This window comes from Bacillus sp. C28GYM-DRY-1 (assembly GCF_030519405.1).
Taxonomy (GTDB): domain Bacteria; phylum Bacillota; class Bacilli; order Bacillales; family Bacillaceae; genus Bacillus; species Bacillus spizizenii_A.
This window is the reverse complement of record NZ_JAUMKF010000037.1, coordinates 1-15,886: the sequence shown is the minus strand read 5'-3', so window position 1 is coordinate 15,886 and position 15,886 is coordinate 1. Positions and strand designations below refer to the sequence as shown.

16 protein-coding genes, 1 tRNA gene, 2 rRNA genes, 1 other RNA gene and 1 other annotated feature are annotated in these 15,886 nt (G+C 41.8%); of the genes, 15 read left to right on the top strand and 5 right to left on the bottom strand.

The window, feature by feature from the left end; translation table 11 throughout:
- Positions 1-129 (top strand): 23S ribosomal RNA (locus Q3W56_RS20275); the annotation flags it as partial.
- 135 nt (positions 130-264) lie between these two features.
- Positions 265-380: ribosomal RNA gene (gene rrf, locus Q3W56_RS20270) — 5S ribosomal RNA — on the top strand.
- A 39-nt stretch (positions 381-419) separates the two neighbouring features.
- Here rrf and Q3W56_RS20265 read toward each other — a convergent pair.
- Complete coding sequence (locus Q3W56_RS20265; protein WP_302896674.1) at positions 420-1,367, bottom strand: YaaC family protein; 948 nt, start codon at positions 1,365-1,367, stop codon at positions 420-422.
- 120 nt (positions 1,368-1,487) lie between these two features.
- On the opposite strand from Q3W56_RS20265, the gene guaB reads away from it, so the two are divergent.
- From guaB to Q3W56_RS20235, 6 genes are all read left to right on the top strand, one after another.
- Positions 1,488-2,954 carry an IMP dehydrogenase gene (gene guaB / locus Q3W56_RS20260; RefSeq protein WP_302896673.1) on the top strand — a complete coding sequence of 489 codons (1,467 nt, stop codon included), beginning with the start codon at positions 1,488-1,490 and terminating at the stop codon, positions 2,952-2,954.
- 152 nt (positions 2,955-3,106) lie between these two features.
- Positions 3,107-4,438 carry a D-alanyl-D-alanine carboxypeptidase gene (gene dacA / locus Q3W56_RS20255; RefSeq protein ID WP_302896672.1) on the top strand — a complete coding sequence of 444 codons (1,332 nt, stop codon included), beginning with the start codon at positions 3,107-3,109 and terminating at the stop codon, positions 4,436-4,438.
- Between the two features lie 196 nt (positions 4,439-4,634).
- A complete protein-coding gene (gene pdxS / locus Q3W56_RS20250; protein ID WP_019712980.1) occupies positions 4,635-5,519 on the top strand; it encodes a pyridoxal 5'-phosphate synthase lyase subunit PdxS in 885 nt (294 codons plus the stop codon).
- 21 nt (positions 5,520-5,540) lie between these two features.
- Positions 5,541-6,131: a pyridoxal 5'-phosphate synthase glutaminase subunit PdxT gene (gene pdxT / locus Q3W56_RS20245; protein WP_302896671.1), complete on the top strand. Its 591-nt coding sequence runs from the start codon at positions 5,541-5,543 to the stop codon at positions 6,129-6,131.
- A 52-nt stretch (positions 6,132-6,183) separates the two neighbouring features.
- Positions 6,184-6,396, top strand: a binding site (T-box leader).
- Positions 6,397-6,451: 55 nt separating this feature from the next.
- The gene (gene serS / locus Q3W56_RS20240; protein ID WP_302896670.1) at positions 6,452-7,729 is read left to right on the top strand and encodes a serine--tRNA ligase; all 1,278 of its coding nucleotides are present in this window, start codon (positions 6,452-6,454) and stop codon (positions 7,727-7,729) included.
- Between the two features lie 136 nt (positions 7,730-7,865).
- Positions 7,866-7,958, top strand: a tRNA-Ser gene (locus Q3W56_RS20235).
- Between the two features lie 111 nt (positions 7,959-8,069).
- Here Q3W56_RS20235 and dck read toward each other — a convergent pair.
- From dck to Q3W56_RS20215, 4 genes are all read right to left on the bottom strand, one after another.
- Positions 8,070-8,723, bottom strand: a complete 654-nt coding sequence (gene dck, locus Q3W56_RS20230) for a deoxyadenosine/deoxycytidine kinase (protein WP_302896669.1) — start codon at positions 8,721-8,723, stop codon at positions 8,070-8,072.
- Positions 8,720-9,343 (bottom strand): deoxyguanosine kinase, encoded by a 624-nt coding sequence (dgk, locus tag Q3W56_RS20225; protein WP_302896668.1) that lies wholly within the window; start codon positions 9,341-9,343, stop codon positions 8,720-8,722. Before dgk ends, dck begins: the two co-directional genes overlap by 4 nt.
- A gap of 97 nt (positions 9,344-9,440) precedes the next feature.
- Positions 9,441-10,724: a glycoside hydrolase family 18 protein gene (locus tag Q3W56_RS20220; RefSeq protein ID WP_302896667.1), complete on the bottom strand. Its 1,284-nt coding sequence runs from the start codon at positions 10,722-10,724 to the stop codon at positions 9,441-9,443.
- 69 nt (positions 10,725-10,793) lie between these two features.
- The gene (locus Q3W56_RS20215) at positions 10,794-11,339 is read right to left on the bottom strand and encodes a cysteine hydrolase family protein (protein ID WP_302896666.1); all 546 of its coding nucleotides are present in this window, start codon (positions 11,337-11,339) and stop codon (positions 10,794-10,796) included.
- An 85-nt stretch (positions 11,340-11,424) separates the two neighbouring features.
- On the opposite strand from Q3W56_RS20215, the gene tadA reads away from it, so the two are divergent.
- The 7 genes from tadA to bofA all read left to right on the top strand — a co-directional run bounded on the left by tadA (position 11,425) and on the right by bofA (position 15,608).
- Positions 11,425-11,910, top strand: a complete 486-nt coding sequence (gene tadA / locus Q3W56_RS20210; RefSeq protein ID WP_302896665.1) for a tRNA adenosine(34) deaminase TadA — start codon at positions 11,425-11,427, stop codon at positions 11,908-11,910.
- A gap of 82 nt (positions 11,911-11,992) precedes the next feature.
- An RNA gene (gene ffs, locus Q3W56_RS20205) (signal recognition particle sRNA large type) lies at positions 11,993-12,257 on the top strand.
- Between the two features lie 129 nt (positions 12,258-12,386).
- A complete protein-coding gene (gene dnaX, locus Q3W56_RS20200) occupies positions 12,387-14,078 on the top strand; it encodes a DNA polymerase III subunit gamma/tau (protein ID WP_302896664.1) in 1,692 nt (563 codons plus the stop codon).
- Between the two features lie 23 nt (positions 14,079-14,101).
- Positions 14,102-14,425 (top strand): YbaB/EbfC family nucleoid-associated protein, encoded by a 324-nt coding sequence (locus tag Q3W56_RS20195; protein WP_003225427.1) that lies wholly within the window; start codon positions 14,102-14,104, stop codon positions 14,423-14,425.
- Positions 14,426-14,439: 14 nt separating this feature from the next.
- Positions 14,440-15,036, top strand: a complete 597-nt coding sequence (recR, locus tag Q3W56_RS20190) for a recombination protein RecR (protein ID WP_003242386.1) — start codon at positions 14,440-14,442, stop codon at positions 15,034-15,036.
- A gap of 17 nt (positions 15,037-15,053) precedes the next feature.
- Positions 15,054-15,278 carry a YaaL family protein gene (locus Q3W56_RS20185; RefSeq protein ID WP_302896663.1) on the top strand — a complete coding sequence of 75 codons (225 nt, stop codon included), beginning with the start codon at positions 15,054-15,056 and terminating at the stop codon, positions 15,276-15,278.
- A gap of 66 nt (positions 15,279-15,344) precedes the next feature.
- A complete protein-coding gene (bofA, locus tag Q3W56_RS20180; protein WP_019712990.1) occupies positions 15,345-15,608 on the top strand; it encodes a sigma-K factor-processing regulator BofA in 264 nt (87 codons plus the stop codon).
- The last annotated feature ends 278 nt before the right edge of the window (positions 15,609-15,886 follow it).

Sequence of the window (15,886 nt, the reverse complement as noted above, 5' to 3'; positions counted from 1 at the left end):
CCTCAAGATGAGATTTCCCATTCCGCAAGGAAGTAAGATCCCTGAAAGATGATCAGGTTGATAGGTCTGAGGTGGAAGTGTGGCGACACATGGAGCTGACAGATACTAATCGATCGAGGACTTAACCCACATTTTGAATGATGTCACATCTGTTATCTAGTTTTGAGAGAACACCTCTCTAAAAGGCGGAAAAGCAAAGAAACTCCGCTAAGGGCTCTCACATCCTGTGAGAAACGCCCAGTACCTTCATCCTGAAGGCATTTGTTTGGTGGCGATAGCGAAGAGGTCACACCCGTTCCCATGCCGAACACGGAAGTTAAGCTCTTCAGCGCCAATGGTAGTCGGGGGTTTCCCCCTGTGAGAGTAGGACGCCGCCAAGCAAGGTTAAACCCAGCTCATTGAGCTGGGTTTTTTGTTTGTCAAAAATGAAGAAGAAATTGAAAAGCGTATTTTGGGAATTTGTTTTCTGTCACTAATAAAAACTGCTGAATTAGCACGTAATCATCACTTATATGCTGCGTTAACAACTCATACCACCACTCTGTCTCATACCTCGCAATCATCCCTATGTTGTACAATACAAGGTAATGAATTGCCATTTCAGGAAGTCTCAGAAATTGTTCTTTTTGAGCAGGGATAAAGTATTGATTCTTACCCATGTCATACAACAAGCTGACTGATGTCCATGGCTTCATGTCTTGCGATGAAATTCCAAACAGCAGCTCGTGTTTATTTTTTCTTCTAAAAGACCATTGAAAATGATGGGACATATATTCGGCAAATCTTGAATCAGACATTTTATAATTGATTACCACATCCTCTGGTACAGCAATCCTGTCCTTGTCCTTTTTGATTTTTGTCATAAAACGTTCTTTCTGCTGAAAATAGAAAGTATCACTTAGTTCTGGAATCGCACTTAATAATTTTTTCATGGTGTACCGTTCATCTACTATATCCGATTGTCCGAATAAGTGTTTCATGAAGTGCATGCATAGGCCGTTCCGTTGTATTTTTACTTCATCATCGCTAAAACAATAATTCTGTTTCTTTCGCTTTCTTGTTGTTACGCCATGGGCCAGTATTGATGTATGGCTTGGATAATGAGGATCCCGTGTTATAAGGCATGCTTTAATGAGCTGTGCCATTCCGTAAAATAAAAGAATCGGTTTGATTTCTAAAGGGGAATATGAGGCTTGTTTATAAAACGATTCGGCATGCTTTAAGAAATATATAAACCGTTCACTGTTTTTAAATGAGTTCTTTTTTGCATCTTCAATCCCGTTCAAGGTGTAAACCTTTTCTAGAAATTTTTGGGTTGATTCAACGGAATAAAATAGCGCTAAGTCTTTCCACTCATGATATGTCATATGTACTTCTATATCCTTTCCATTATCTAAATATTTCAACTCTTTCTCGCTTCCTTGACAGGCTCTTGGCTAGTTGATAATCTACATATAATATTTTGCCGAAAAGAGGGGGATTTACTAATGTGGGAAAGTAAATTTACAAAAGAAGGCTTAACGTTCGACGATGTGCTGCTTTTGCCAGCCAAGTCAGAGGTACTTCCGCGCGATGTGGATTTATCTGTAGAACTAACAAAAACGTTAAAGCTGAATATTCCAGTCATCAGCGCAGGTATGGACACTGTAACAGAATCAGCAATGGCAATTGCAATGGCTAGACAGGGCGGCTTGGGCATCATTCATAAAAATATGTCCATTGAACAGCAGGCTGAACAAGTTGATAAAGTAAAGCGTTCTGAGCGCGGCGTTATCACAAATCCCTTCTTTTTAACTCCTGATCACCAAGTATTTGATGCGGAGCACTTGATGGGGAAATATAGAATTTCCGGTGTTCCGATTGTAGATAACAAAGAGGACCAAAAGCTTGTCGGAATTATTACAAACCGTGATCTTCGTTTTATTTCTGACTACTCAATGAAAATCAGCGATGTCATGACAAAAGAAGAGCTTGTTACTGCACCTGTAGGAACGACTCTTGATGAAGCTGAAAAGATTTTGCAGAAACATAAAATTGAAAAGCTTCCTCTCGTTGATGACCAGAATAAATTAAAAGGTCTTATCACGATTAAAGACATTGAAAAAGTCATTGAGTTCCCGAACTCCTCTAAAGACATTCACGGACGTCTGATCGTTGGCGCGGCAGTTGGCGTAACTGGCGACACAATGACTCGCGTCAAAAAGCTTGTTGAAGCCAATGTCGATGTTATTGTTATTGATACAGCTCACGGACATTCCCAAGGCGTATTAAACACAGTAACAAAAATCCGTGAAACATATCCTGAATTAAACATTATTGCTGGAAACGTGGCAACAGCTGAAGCGACAAGAGCTCTTATTGAAGCTGGAGTAGATGTTGTCAAAGTTGGAATCGGACCTGGTTCAATTTGTACTACACGCGTAGTAGCCGGTGTCGGTGTTCCGCAAATTACAGCAATTTATGATTGTGCGACTGAAGCAAGAAAACACGGCAAGACAATCATCGCAGATGGCGGAATTAAATTCTCTGGTGATATCACTAAAGCATTAGCAGCCGGTGGACATGCTGTTATGCTTGGAAGCTTGCTTGCAGGCACGTCAGAAAGCCCTGGTGATACTGAAATCTACCAAGGCAGAAGATTTAAAGTATACCGCGGTATGGGGTCAGTTGCTGCAATGGAAAAAGGAAGTAAAGACCGTTACTTCCAAGAAGAAAACAAAAAATTTGTTCCTGAAGGAATTGAAGGACGCACACCTTACAAAGGACCAGTTGAAGAGACAGTTTATCAGCTAGTCGGCGGTCTTCGTTCTGGAATGGGATATTGCGGCTCTAAAGATCTTCACGCTTTAAGAGAAGAAGCACAGTTCATTCGCATGACTGGCGCAGGACTTCGTGAAAGCCATCCGCATGACGTACAGATTACAAAAGAATCTCCAAACTATACAATTTCGTAATAAATTGTTACAAATTAAAAACATTTGACAGGGTCTCTGACTCTGTCTATTTTTTTTATAGTGATTATGATAAAATTTATACTGTTGTGCATTGAAAATGTCCTTAACGGCTTAATTATAGATGAAGAATATGAAATACGGAGGTCGTACGATTGAACATCAAGAAATGTAAACAGCTATTGATGTCGTTGGTTGTGTTAACACTAGCTGTCACTTGTCTGGCACCAATGTCAAAAGCCAAAGCAGCCAGCGATCCAATTGATATTAATGCATCTGCTGCTATTATGATCGAAGCTTCTTCAGGTAAAATTCTGTACAGTAAAAATGCAGATAAGAGACTGCCAATTGCAAGTATGACAAAAATGATGACAGAGTATCTGTTATTAGAAGCAATTGATCAAGGTAAAGTGAAATGGGATCAAACCTATACGCCTGATGACTATGTGTATGAGATTTCCCAAGATAACAGCTTATCAAACGTTCCTCTTCGGAAAGATGGGAAATACACAGTAGAAGAATTATACCAAGCTACTGCAATTTACTCTGCAAATGCTGCTGCTATTGCGATAGCAGAAGTCGTTGCAGGTTCTGAAACTAAGTTTGTTGAGAAAATGAATGCAAAAGCAAAAGAACTAGGCTTAACAGATTACAAATTTGTTAACGCAACAGGCCTTGAAAACAAAGATCTTCACGGGCATCAGCCTGAGGGGACAAGTGAAGATGAAGAAAGTGAAGTTTCTGCTAAGGACATGGCGATTCTTGCGGATCACTTGATTACTGACTACCCTGAGATTCTGGAGACTTCCAGCATTGCCAAAACGAAGTTCAGAAAAGGCACTGATGATGAAATGGACATGCCGAACTGGAACTTCATGCTGAAAGGGCTTGTCAGTGAGTATAAAAAAGCGACTGTAGACGGACTGAAAACAGGTTCTACTGACTCTGCGGGTTCATGCTTTACAGGAACCGCTGAACTCAATGGAATGCGTGTTATTACTGTTGTATTAAACGCAAAAGGCAATCTACATACAGGCCGTTTCGATGAAACGAAAAAAATGTTTGACTATGCTTTCGACAATTTCTCTATGAAAGAAATCTATGCTGAAGGCGATCAAGTAAAAGGCCATAAAACGATATCAGTTGATAAGGGTAAAGAGAAAGAAGTAGGCATTGTGACAAACAAAGCGTTCTCTCTTCCTGTCAAAAATGGCGAAGAAAAGAATTACAAAGCGAAGGTCACACTAAATAAAGAGACCTTGACTGCTCCTGTGAAGAAAGGAACCAAGGTTGGGAAACTGACTGCAGAATATACAGGTGATGAAAAGGATTATGGATTCCTTAACAGCAATCTTGCTGGCGCAGACCTTGTTACAAAAGAAAACGTAGAAAAAGCAAACTGGTTTATTCTAACAATGCGGAGTATCGGCGGATTTTTCGCCGGCATTTGGGGAAGCATTGTTGATACGGTAACCGGCTGGTTTTAATTAAATGAAAGAGCTCTGATGTATATTAGGGCTCTTTCGCTTAATATACTGAAAAAACTCAATTTTTAAGAAAAAATGATTTTCAGAGCGCTAAAAACCGAATAAAATAATATATATCCATATGAATTATTGGATTTCTAGGATACAATAAGGATTAGAAATTATACAATTATACCTTGATTAGGGGGACCAAGAAATGGCTCAAACAGGTACTGAACGTGTAAAACGCGGAATGGCAGAAATGCAAAAAGGCGGCGTCATCATGGACGTCATCAATGCGGAACAAGCGAAAATTGCCGAAGAGGCTGGAGCTGTAGCTGTAATGGCGCTAGAGCGTGTACCAGCTGATATTCGCGCGGCTGGAGGAGTTGCCCGTATGGCTGACCCTACAATCGTGGAAGAAGTAATGAATGCAGTATCTATCCCAGTAATGGCAAAAGCGCGTATCGGACATATTGTTGAAGCGCGTGTGCTTGAAGCTATGGGTGTTGACTATATTGATGAAAGTGAAGTTCTGACTCCGGCTGACGAAGAATTTCATTTGAATAAAAATGAATACACAGTTCCTTTCGTTTGTGGCTGCCGTGATCTCGGTGAAGCAACGCGCCGTATTGCTGAAGGCGCTTCTATGCTTCGTACGAAAGGTGAGCCTGGAACAGGGAATATCGTTGAGGCAGTTCGCCATATGCGCAAAGTAAATGCTCAAGTGCGCAAAGTAGTTGCGATGAGTGATGATGAAATCATGACAGAAGCGAAAAACTTAGGTGCTCCTTACGAGCTTCTTCTTCAAATTAAAAAAGATGGCAAGCTTCCTGTCGTTAACTTTGCTGCTGGCGGCGTAGCCACTCCTGCTGATGCTGCTCTCATGATGCAGCTTGGTGCTGACGGAGTATTTGTCGGTTCTGGTATTTTCAAATCAGACAACCCTGCTAAGTTTGCGAAAGCAATTGTGGAAGCAACAACTCACTACACTGATTACAAATTGATCGCTGACCTTTCAAAAGAGCTTGGTACTGCAATGAAAGGAATTGAGATCTCAAACTTACTTCCAGAACAGCGTATGCAAGAACGCGGCTGGTAAGAATATAGGAGCGCTGCTGACATGTTAACAATAGGAGTACTAGGACTTCAAGGAGCAGTTAGAGAGCATATTCATGCAATTGAGGCATGCGGCGCGGCTGGTCTTGTCATTAAACGCCCGGAGCAGCTGAACGAAATTGACGGACTGATTTTACCTGGCGGTGAGAGCACGACAATGCGCCGTTTGATTGATACGTATCAATTCATGGAACCGCTTCGTCAATTTGCTGCTGAGGGAAAACCGATGTTCGGGACATGCGCCGGATTAATCATACTAGCAAAAGAAATCGCTGGTTCAGATAATCCTCATTTAGGTCTGCTGAATGTGGTAGTGGAGCGTAATTCGTTTGGCCGGCAGGTTGACAGCTTTGAAGCTGATTTAACAATCAAAGGCCTGGACGAGCCTTTCACAGGGGTATTCATCCGCGCGCCGCATATTTTAGAAGCTGGAGAAAATGTGGAGGTTCTTTCGGAGCATAATGGTCGTATTGTAGCTGCTAAACAGGATCAATTCCTAGGCTGCTCGTTCCATCCGGAGCTGACAGAAGATCACCGAGTAACACAGCTGTTTGTTCAAATGGTTGAGGAATACAAACAGAAAGCACTTGTATAAAACAGTTGAAAGCTGTGGAAACTTATAGTACATTATAAGCACAAATAAAGATCGAAAAGCGTTGATAGGAACTAGTAAGAAGCCTCTCTTTCTAAGAGAGCCGATGGTTGGTGCGAATCGGTGAAAGATGCTGTCTGAATCCATCCTTGAGCGAAATGCTGAAACAAGTAGGCATTTACGGGATAACCGTTATGTGTGAAAGTGGAAAACGAGTCTTTGGCTTGTTTTCAATCAGGGTGGCAACGCGAGAGCTCTCGTCCCTTTATGGGGATGAGGGCTCTTTTTATTTTCGACAAATCAATAAAAAAGGAGTGTTTTGCATGCTTGATATGAAAATGCTGAGAGCAAATTTTCAAGAAGTTAAAGCAAAGCTTGTACACAAAGGCGAAGACTTAACTGATTTTGATAAGTTTGAGGCGCTAGACGATAGACGAAGAGAGCTGATCGGCAAGGTTGAAGAGTTAAAAGGAAAGCGGAATGAAGTATCTCAGCAGGTTGCTGTGCTGAAACGCGAGAAAAAAGACGCCGATCATATTATTAAAGAAATGCGTGAAGTCGGCGAGGAAATTAAAACACTTGATGAAGAATTAAGATCAGTGGAATCTGAGCTTGATACCATTCTTCTTTCAATCCCAAACATTCCACATGACTCTGTCCCTGTCGGTGAAACAGAAGACGACAACATAGAAGTGCGTAAATGGGGAGATAAGCCTTCATTTGCTTACGAGCCGAAACCGCACTGGGATATTGCAGATGAGCTCGGGATTTTAGATTTTGAACGTGCTGCAAAAGTAACGGGAAGCCGTTTCGTGTTCTATAAAGGTTTAGGTGCTCGTCTGGAGCGTGCACTTTATAACTTTATGCTTGATCTTCATGTAGATGAGTATAACTATACTGAAGTGATTCCGCCTTATATGGTAAACCGCGCAAGCATGACAGGAACGGGTCAGCTTCCTAAGTTCGAAGAGGATGCGTTTAAAATCAGAGAAGAAGATTACTTCTTGATTCCAACTGCGGAAGTGCCGATTACAAACATGCATCGTGACGAAATCCTTTCAGGTGACAGCCTGCCGATTAACTATGCGGCATTCAGTGCATGCTTCCGTTCTGAAGCTGGTTCAGCAGGGCGTGATACACGCGGATTAATACGTCAGCACCAATTTAATAAAGTTGAGCTTGTGAAGTTTGTGAAGCCTGAAGATTCTTATGAAGAATTAGAGAAGCTTACAAACCAAGCAGAGCGAGTTCTCCAGCTGCTTGAACTTCCATACCGTGTGATGAGCATGTGTACGGGTGATCTGGGCTTTACGGCTGCAAAAAAATACGATATCGAAGTTTGGATTCCAAGCCAAGACACATATCGTGAAATCTCTTCTTGCAGCAACTTTGAAGCGTTCCAGGCAAGACGTGCGAACATTCGTTTTAGACGTGAAGCGAAAGGCAAGCCTGAGCATGTGCACACACTAAACGGTTCAGGGCTGGCGGTTGGAAGAACAGTAGCCGCTATCTTAGAAAATTATCAGCAGGAAGACGGAAGCGTTGTAATTCCAAAAGTGCTTCGTCCTTATATGGGGAATAAAGAAGTAATAAAACCATAAAAATTGTGAAAAGGTGTGCCTGGCAAGGTGCGCCTTTTTGCCTGAGTAAACACGATTTTTTTTATAAAAACAAAAAAGTTTTTAAAAATGCTTGACCCTATAAGAACATTCATGATATAGTAAGTCTTGTCGATACGGAGGAATACCCAAGTCCGGCTGAAGGGATCGGTCTTGAAAACCGACAGGGGTGTCAAAGCCCGCGGGGGTTCGAATCCCTCTTCCTCCGCCATATTGATTTTAATTCTAATGAAACACAAGCATATATTGGAGATTGTTTTGTCCGTTGCATTTGATGCAACGGATTTTTTATTATAGAGAAAAAGTGAATCTCAGTTGAGATTCACTTTTTTTGATTTACATGAATAACTGAAGCGATTTGATCTACAATATTTTCAATCGAGCTTTCGTCGTTCAGCAGATCATAATCCTCAATCCTGAGCTTTAAAACAGGGCAGGCGTTAAAACCGCTTATCCAGTTTTCATAGCGGGTATGCATTTCTTCCCAATAAGACCGGGTTGTCTGAAGCTCCATTTCACGGCCGCGTTCTTCAATCCGATTTAAAATGTTATCTAGATCTCCCTCTAAATAGATCAATATATCTGGATGTGGGAAATACGGAGTCATGACCATTGCTTCGAAAAGGCTTGTGTAAGTTTTATAATCAATCTTTGACATTGTCCCTTTGTCAGCATGCATTTTTGCGAAAATTCCTGTGTCTTCATAAATAGAACGATCCTGTACAAATCCTCCGCCGGCTTCAAAAATCGTTTTCTGTTCTTTGAATCGTTCAGCTAAGAAATAGATTTGCAGGTGAAAGCTCCAACGTTCAAAATCATGATAGAACTTTTCTAAGTATGGATTATGATCGACTTCCTCCATAGAGGTTTTAAATCCAAGCCTTTTAGCCAAAGCTCTTGTTAAAGTCGATTTTCCGACGCCTACTGTTCCTGCTACTGTAATAATTGAATTCTTCGGGATATGATGTTCCTTCATACGATAAGCTCCTTTACATGGGCGGCAATGCGTTCAAAGTCGCTCTTATTCAAAACGAAATCCTTTGAATCACCATCTATAGTTAGCACTGTTAGTTCAGGATCTGCTTCCTGCAACTGTTTGATGGCAACTTCATAATCTGCGATCAGCTGCTCCAAATAGCTTGTTTCAATTTTTTTCTCAAAGGGGCGTCCGCGTTTTTCAATACGGTGTAGCAATGTGGGCAGACTAGCCTTTATGTAAATGATGAAATTTGGCTTTGGCAAATCATCCGTTAGCAGGTGATAAATCTTTTTATATTTTTCCAGCTGATGCTGAGACAGGGTGCGTTCCGCAAAAATCACATTTTTATAAATGTGGTAATCAGCTATCACAGGCTGTCCCTTTTTTAAGAAGTGAGCGCTGGTATCTTCAAGCTGTTTGTATCTGTGACAAAGAAAAAACATTTCAAGCTGGAAGCTCCATTCCTCTATATTGTCATAAAACTTATCAAGGTATGGGTTATCCTCAACAATCTCACTAATCATAGGGAATCCAAACTCTTGTGAGAGCATTGTTGCGAGGGTTGTTTTTCCTGCCCCGATAGGACCTTCTATTGCAATAAAAGGGGCTGTATTCATCGGAATCCTCCTTATTTCTGAAAAACGTTCGTCAGTTACCGACCTTCATATTGTATCACAACCCTTGGGTGCCCCATGAAAAAAAGACGTTTCCAAATTATCGAAACGTCTTTTTGACAATATTAAATTGATCAGACAGCAACAGCCAGTTTTGGGGAAAGGAAAGACCTAACTTCCAATAGCTGATGCCCCTTAAATTCAGCTCTTTAATCAGATTGAATTTTGCTTGTATCGAGCGGGCATCCTCGAACCATACCTCGTGCCTTCTGTTTTCTGCATCAGTATAGCGGAAAAAAGGCGCTTGAGCTGTTTCGTCATACTGAATAGATGCATTGTTTTGATCGGCAATGACAAGGGCTTGCTGAGGGCTTACTGCTCTAGCCGGGGTTCCTCCTGCTGTATACGGAAGCGTCCAATCATACCCATATAAATTCTGGCCCATGACAATTTTATTCGAAGGCATTTCAGTCAAAGCATATTCTATGACATCCCGAACAGGCCCAATTGGCGAAACGGCTTGAGCTGGCCCGCCGCTATAGCCCCATTCATATGTCATGAGAACAACAAAGTCGACAATTTGGCCATGGGCTCTGTAATCATGGGCTTCGTACCATCTGCCCTGCTGTGTTGCGCTTGTTTTAGGGGCAAGCGCTGTAGAAATTTCTAGGCCTTCTCGATGGAAAAGATCCCTTGCTTCACGTAGAAACTGATTATAGGCTTCTCTATCCTGAGGCCGTAAATATTCAAAGTCAAAATGAATATCATAAAAATCATATCTTTTGGCATTCTCGACGATTTCATTTAAAAGTCTTCTTTTTACAGTATCGTCGTTCAAAAGGATTCGGCCGAGTTCATCGCTGAATGCCTGGTTTTCTAAGTTCGTTATAATCATCATCAATGTCGTGTTTTGATTCTCTGCAATGCTTCTTAAATTCGTTAAAGGTGGAGCGACTAAGGTTCCGTCACGTTGTGCCTGGAAACTGAATGCGCCAAGGTACGTTAAGTAGGGTGACGCTTCTCTGGCCGCCTGCTGGAGATTTTCACTGACTTGATTTCCGCGGGGTTCCAAATAAGCATTTGATTCGATGTCTCGTTTAGGAACCGGAGGGATGTATAAGCGGAAACCAATCTGCAGTACGGTATTTAACTGGATTCGGTTAACCCTGGCAAGCTCGGCTGCTGTTGTATTGAACTGCCGTGCGATAGATGTCAGGGTATCACCTTGTTGAACATCATAGAACTGGCCGGCTATTGGTATGACAATGGTTTGTCCGACAACAAGGTTGTCGGGATTAGGTATTTCATTCGTTTCTGTAATTTCATTTACAGTTGTTCTGTATTGTGCAGCGATAGCAGAAAGAGTGTCGCCTTGATTCACCACATGAATTTGAATGAAAAACGCCTCCTTTCATATCGCTATCAATGTATGAAAGAAACGCGCTGATCATGTTTATTTTTCTGTAATTTGTTCCTCCGTCGTAATTTCCGCAAGAAGAACATACTCCATCATGGTTAAGGCAAATTCGTTGTCTTCGTCACGATTTGAGGCAATGCAGTCCTTAGGGATCGTGATGCTGTATTCCCTCATGTAAGCGTCATTAGCGGTAAACAGAACGCATATGTTACCGGCTATACCTGTTAAGATAATATGTTTTACCTGCAATTCAGTAAGGAGAGTGTGAAGGGCAGTTTCGTAAAAGGCGGAATGCTTCGGTTTAATTAAAAAATAATCTGCATCTTCCGGAGCTATTTGCCTGATAATATCCTTACTTCTTTCATTCGTGCATTCTTGCTGAATATTTTTAATATCAGCTTGCCAAAGTCCATAATGATCATTAATGTAAATAATCGGCCAGTCATTTTGTCTCGCATGTTCTTTTAATGATAAAATATGAGGAACGATTTTTTCTGTTTTTTTGGCGAGGCTTTCTCCCATATCGAATTCAAAATTATTGATCATGTCTACAATGAGAAGAGCTGTGTCTGCTTTGGACAATTGACAGTCTCCTTTCCGTTTCAGTTATAGTTGTTATGTAGCCTTTTTAGGCAATAAAAAAACTTTGTAAAGAGAGCTTATCCTTATGACACAAGATGAACTTTATATGAAAGAAGCAATTAAAGAAGCGAGAAAAGCTGAAGAGAAAGGTGAAGTGCCAATCGGCGCCGTGCTTGTCGTTAACGATGAAATCATAGCGCGTGCACATAATTTAAGAGAAACGGAACAGCGGTCAATCGCTCATGCGGAAATGCTTGTAATTGATGAAGCGTGTAAGGCGCTGGGAACGTGGCGGCTGGAGGGTGCAACTCTTTATGTGACACTTGAGCCTTGTCCGATGTGTGCTGGTGCCGTCGTGCTTTCGCGAGTAGAAAAAGTGGTATTTGGTGCATTTGACCCCAAAGGTGGCTGTTCAGGCACGCTTATGAATCTTTTGCAGGAAGAGCGCTTTAATCACCAGGCTGAAGTGGTGAGCGGAGTACTTGAGGAGGAATGCGGAGGAATGCTCAGTTCATTTTTTAGAGAACTGCGAAAAAAGAAGAAATCCTTCAGGAAAAACTTGTCTGAGTAGGCCGGTTGCAATTTTCAGGGGGAAACGATATACTTATGTATGCATCGCAATAGATGCGATATAAAATTTGATATTTATTTTGCCGTGCTAAGCGGGGAGGTAGCGGTGCCCTGTACCTGCAATCCGCTCTAGCGGGGCCGAATCCCTTCTCGAGGTTCGTTTACTTTAAGGTCTGCCTTAAGTAAGTGGTGTTGACGTTTGGGTCCTGCGCAATGGGAATTCATGAACCATGTCAGGTCCGGAAGGAAGCAGCATTAAGTGAAACCTCTCATGTGCCGCGGGGTTGCCTGGGCCGAGCTAACTGCTTAAGTAACGCTTAGGGTAGCGAATCGACAGAAGGTGCACGGTAAATCAATCATCAAATTTTCAGACTCACCTATCATTAGGTGAGTTTTTTGTTATGTAAAAAGAGCTTTTGGAATCGAAACAAGGTTCATGTATAATGGGAATGATGAATAACGGAGGAGGGCAAACCCGTGAGTTACCAAGCTTTATATCGAGTATTCAGGCCTCAGCGCTTTGAAGATGTGGTTGGACAAGAACACATTACAAAAACGCTGCAAAATGCCCTTTTACAAAAAAAGTTTTCTCACGCCTACCTGTTTTCCGGGCCAAGGGGTACGGGAAAAACCAGTGCGGCCAAAATATTTGCCAAAGCTGTCAACTGTGAACACGCTCCTGTTGATGAGCCATGTAACGAATGTGCAGCCTGTAAAGGGATAACAAACGGGTCCATATCCGATGTCATAGAAATTGACGCCGCTTCTAACAACGGTGTTGATGAGATTCGTGACATTCGCGATAAAGTGAAGTTTGCCCCATCGGCCGTCACATATAAGGTATATATCATAGATGAGGTACATATGCTTTCTATCGGTGCCTTTAATGCGTTACTAAAAACATTAGAAGAGCCGCCTGAGCATTGTATTTTTATCTTAGCGACAACCGAACCGCACAAAATTCCTTTAACCATTATCTCCAGATGTCAGCGTTTTGATTTTAAACGAATTACATCCCCTGCAATTGTTGGGTGTATGAATAAAATTGTTGATGCTGAAGAGCTTCAAGTGGAAGAAGGGGCGCTTGATATCATTGCGAGTGCGGCGGACGGAGGAATGAGGGATGCCCTCAGCCTTCTAGATCAGGCCGTATCATTCAGCGGCGATATCCTGAAAGTCGAGGATGCGCTTTTAATTACGGGAGCTGTTTCTCAATTATATATAGGGAAGCTTGCACAATCCCTTCATGATAAAAACGTTTCTGACGCACTGGAAACATTAAATGAACTGCTTCAGCAAGGGAAAGATCCAGCCAAGCTGATAGAGGATATGATTTTCTATTTCAGAGATATGCTGCTGTATAAAACAGCCCCTGGCTTAGAAGGAGTGCTTGAAAAAGTAAAAGTTGATGAAATGTTCCGGGAACTAAGCGAACAAATTCCGGCACAGGCGTTATATGAAATGATTGATATTCTGAACAAAAGCCATCAGGAAATGAAATGGACAAATCATCCCCGTATCTTTTTTGAAGTGGCTGTGGTGAAGATTTGCCAAACGTCTCATCAACCAGCTGCCGACCTGCCGGAAGTCGATATGCTGATGAAAAAAATCCAGAAGCTCGAGCAGGAAGTGGAGCGGCTCAAAACAACGGGTATTCAAACAACGGCAGAAACCCCGAAAAAAGAAACACCGCGCGCGCCAAAGGGCGGTAAATCGAATTACAAAGCGCCAGTAGGGAGAATCCATGAGATTTTGAAGGAAGCTACGAGACCGGATCTTGACCTGCTCAGAAACAGCTGGGGCAAGCTTCTTGCTCATCTCAAACAGCAGAATAAAGCATCACATGCCGCTTTGCTGAATGACAGTGAACCTGTGGCTGCCGCCTCAGCGGCATTTGTTCTGAAATTCAAATACGAAATCCATTGTAAAATGGTTGCTGAGGATAATAACGGAGTCCGGACCAATCTTGAGCAGATTCTAGAATCGATGCTCGGAAAAAGAATGGATTTGATTGGCGTTCCTGAAGCACAATGGGGTAAAATAAGAGAAGAATTTTTAGTAGATCATCAGCAGGAAAATGAAGGATCAAATGAACCGGCTGAAGAAGACCCGCTTATTGCCGAGGCGAAAAAGCTTGTCGGAGCGGATTTAATTGAAATAAAAGACTAACAAAAAGAAAGAGAGTGAATGTTATGCGTGGCGGAATGGGAAATATGCAAAAAATGATGAAACAAATGCAAAAAATGCAAAAAGACATGGCGAAGGCTCAAGAGGAGCTTGCAGAAAAGGTAGTTGAAGGAACTGCAGGCGGCGGTATGGTTACAGTAAAAGCAAACGGCCAAAAAGAAATCCTGGATGTCATCATCAAAGAGGAAGTCGTTGATCCAGAAGATATCGACATGCTTCAAGACTTAGTGCTTGCTGCAACGAATGAAGCTTTGAAAAAAGTAGACGAGATCACAAACGAAACAATGGGTCAATTTACAAAGGGAATGAACATGCCAGGTTTATTCTAGGGGGATAAAAGAACATGCAATATCCTGAACCAATATCAAAGCTGATTGACAGCTTTATGAAATTGCCAGGGATCGGACCGAAAACAGCGGTTCGTCTGGCTTTTTTTGTTCTAGGTATGAAAGAAGATGTGGTATTAGATTTTGCGAAAGCATTAGTAAATGCGAAACGCAACCTGACATATTGTTCAGTTTGCGGGCATATTACAGATCAGGACCCTTGCTATATATGTGAAGATACGCGCAGGGATAAGTCCATTATCTGTGTTGTACAAGACCCTAAGGATGTTATCGCTATGGAGAAGATGAAGGAATATAATGGACAGTATCATGTTCTCCACGGCGCCATTTCTCCAATGGACGGCATCGGACCAGAGGATATTAAAATACCAGAATTGTTAAAACGATTACAGGATGATCAAGTGACAGAAGTGATTCTCGCAACTAACCCTAATATAGAAGGCGAAGCAACGGCGATGTATATATCAAGGCTCCTGAAGCCGTCTGGTATTAAGCTCTCCCGTATTGCCCACGGACTGCCCGTCGGCGGCGATTTGGAATATGCTGATGAGGTCACTCTTTCTAAAGCACTTGAAGGAAGACGTGAATTGTAAGGAGGAAAAAGCGATCCATGGGTTTTCTTCGCAAGAAAACATTGAGAAGAGAGTTTGATGAAAAACTAATCGAGCAGCTTTTTAAGCAAAAGGAAGAGTGGAACAGGCAAAAAAAGCTGGTTGAAAAAAGCTTAGAGCCGTCTGATGAGGTGTTATACGAACTGAAAATAGCTGAGGCAAAGTATTTTTTTTACTTGAGGGAAGCGAAACAGCGGAATATAAAAATCAGCCGGTGGAAGTAAGTGGTCTAAACTCCTGGATCTTCTCATAAGCTTGTACTAGAACAAGCGAAGGAGATGAGAAGATTCATGGAGCCTATTTTTATTATAGGAATTATTTTAGGACTGGTTATTCTTCTTTTTTTATCAGGTTCAGCTGCAAAGCCGTTAAAGTGGATTGGTATCACAGCTGTTAAATTTGTGGCGGGCGCTTTACTGCTGGTTTGTGTAAATATGTTTGGCGGCAGCCTTGGCATTCATGTGCCGGTTAATCTAGTCACAACAGCTATCAGCGGGATTTTAGGGATACCAGGAATAGCGGCGTTAGTCGTCATTAAGCAATTTATTATTTAAATGAATTACATGTTGACTTTAATAACCTAAGGTGTTATTCTAGTATACGTCGCTGATGACGAATCGCTTTTTGAAAAGAAATTCCTGAAAAAAGTTATTGACAAAAGCGACAGGGAATGTTATGATAATAAAGTCGCTTAAAGAGCGATAAACAAAGTTCTTTGAAAACTAAACAAGACAAAACGTACCTGTTAATTCATTTTTAATAAAATCGCACAGCGATGTGCGTAGTCAGTCAAACTACTTTATCGGAGAGTTTGATCCTGGCTCAGGACGAA

Bases quoted from the DNA above. Each gene is read 5' to 3' on its own strand.
- Q3W56_RS20265 (WP_302896674.1), bottom strand. From the start codon at position 1,367: ATGACATATCATGAGTGGAAAGACTTAGCGCTATTTTATTCCGTTGAA.
- guaB (WP_302896673.1), top strand. From the start codon at position 1,488: ATGTGGGAAAGTAAATTTACAAAAGAAGGCTTAACGTTCGACGATGTG.
- pdxS (WP_019712980.1), top strand. From the start codon at position 4,635: ATGGCTCAAACAGGTACTGAACGTGTAAAACGCGGAATGGCAGAAATG.
- pdxT (WP_302896671.1), top strand. From the start codon at position 5,541: ATGTTAACAATAGGAGTACTAGGACTTCAAGGAGCAGTTAGAGAGCAT.
- serS (WP_302896670.1), top strand. From the start codon at position 6,452: ATGCTTGATATGAAAATGCTGAGAGCAAATTTTCAAGAAGTTAAAGCA.
- dck (WP_302896669.1), bottom strand. From the start codon at position 8,723: ATGAAGGAACATCATATCCCGAAGAATTCAATTATTACAGTAGCAGGA.
- dgk (WP_302896668.1), bottom strand. From the start codon at position 9,343: ATGAATACAGCCCCTTTTATTGCAATAGAAGGTCCTATCGGGGCAGGA.
- tadA (WP_302896665.1), top strand. From the start codon at position 11,425: ATGACACAAGATGAACTTTATATGAAAGAAGCAATTAAAGAAGCGAGA.
- Q3W56_RS20195 (WP_003225427.1), top strand. From the start codon at position 14,102: ATGCGTGGCGGAATGGGAAATATGCAAAAAATGATGAAACAAATGCAA.
- recR (WP_003242386.1), top strand. From the start codon at position 14,440: ATGCAATATCCTGAACCAATATCAAAGCTGATTGACAGCTTTATGAAA.
- Q3W56_RS20185 (WP_302896663.1), top strand. From the start codon at position 15,054: ATGGGTTTTCTTCGCAAGAAAACATTGAGAAGAGAGTTTGATGAAAAA.
- bofA (WP_019712990.1), top strand. From the start codon at position 15,345: ATGGAGCCTATTTTTATTATAGGAATTATTTTAGGACTGGTTATTCTT.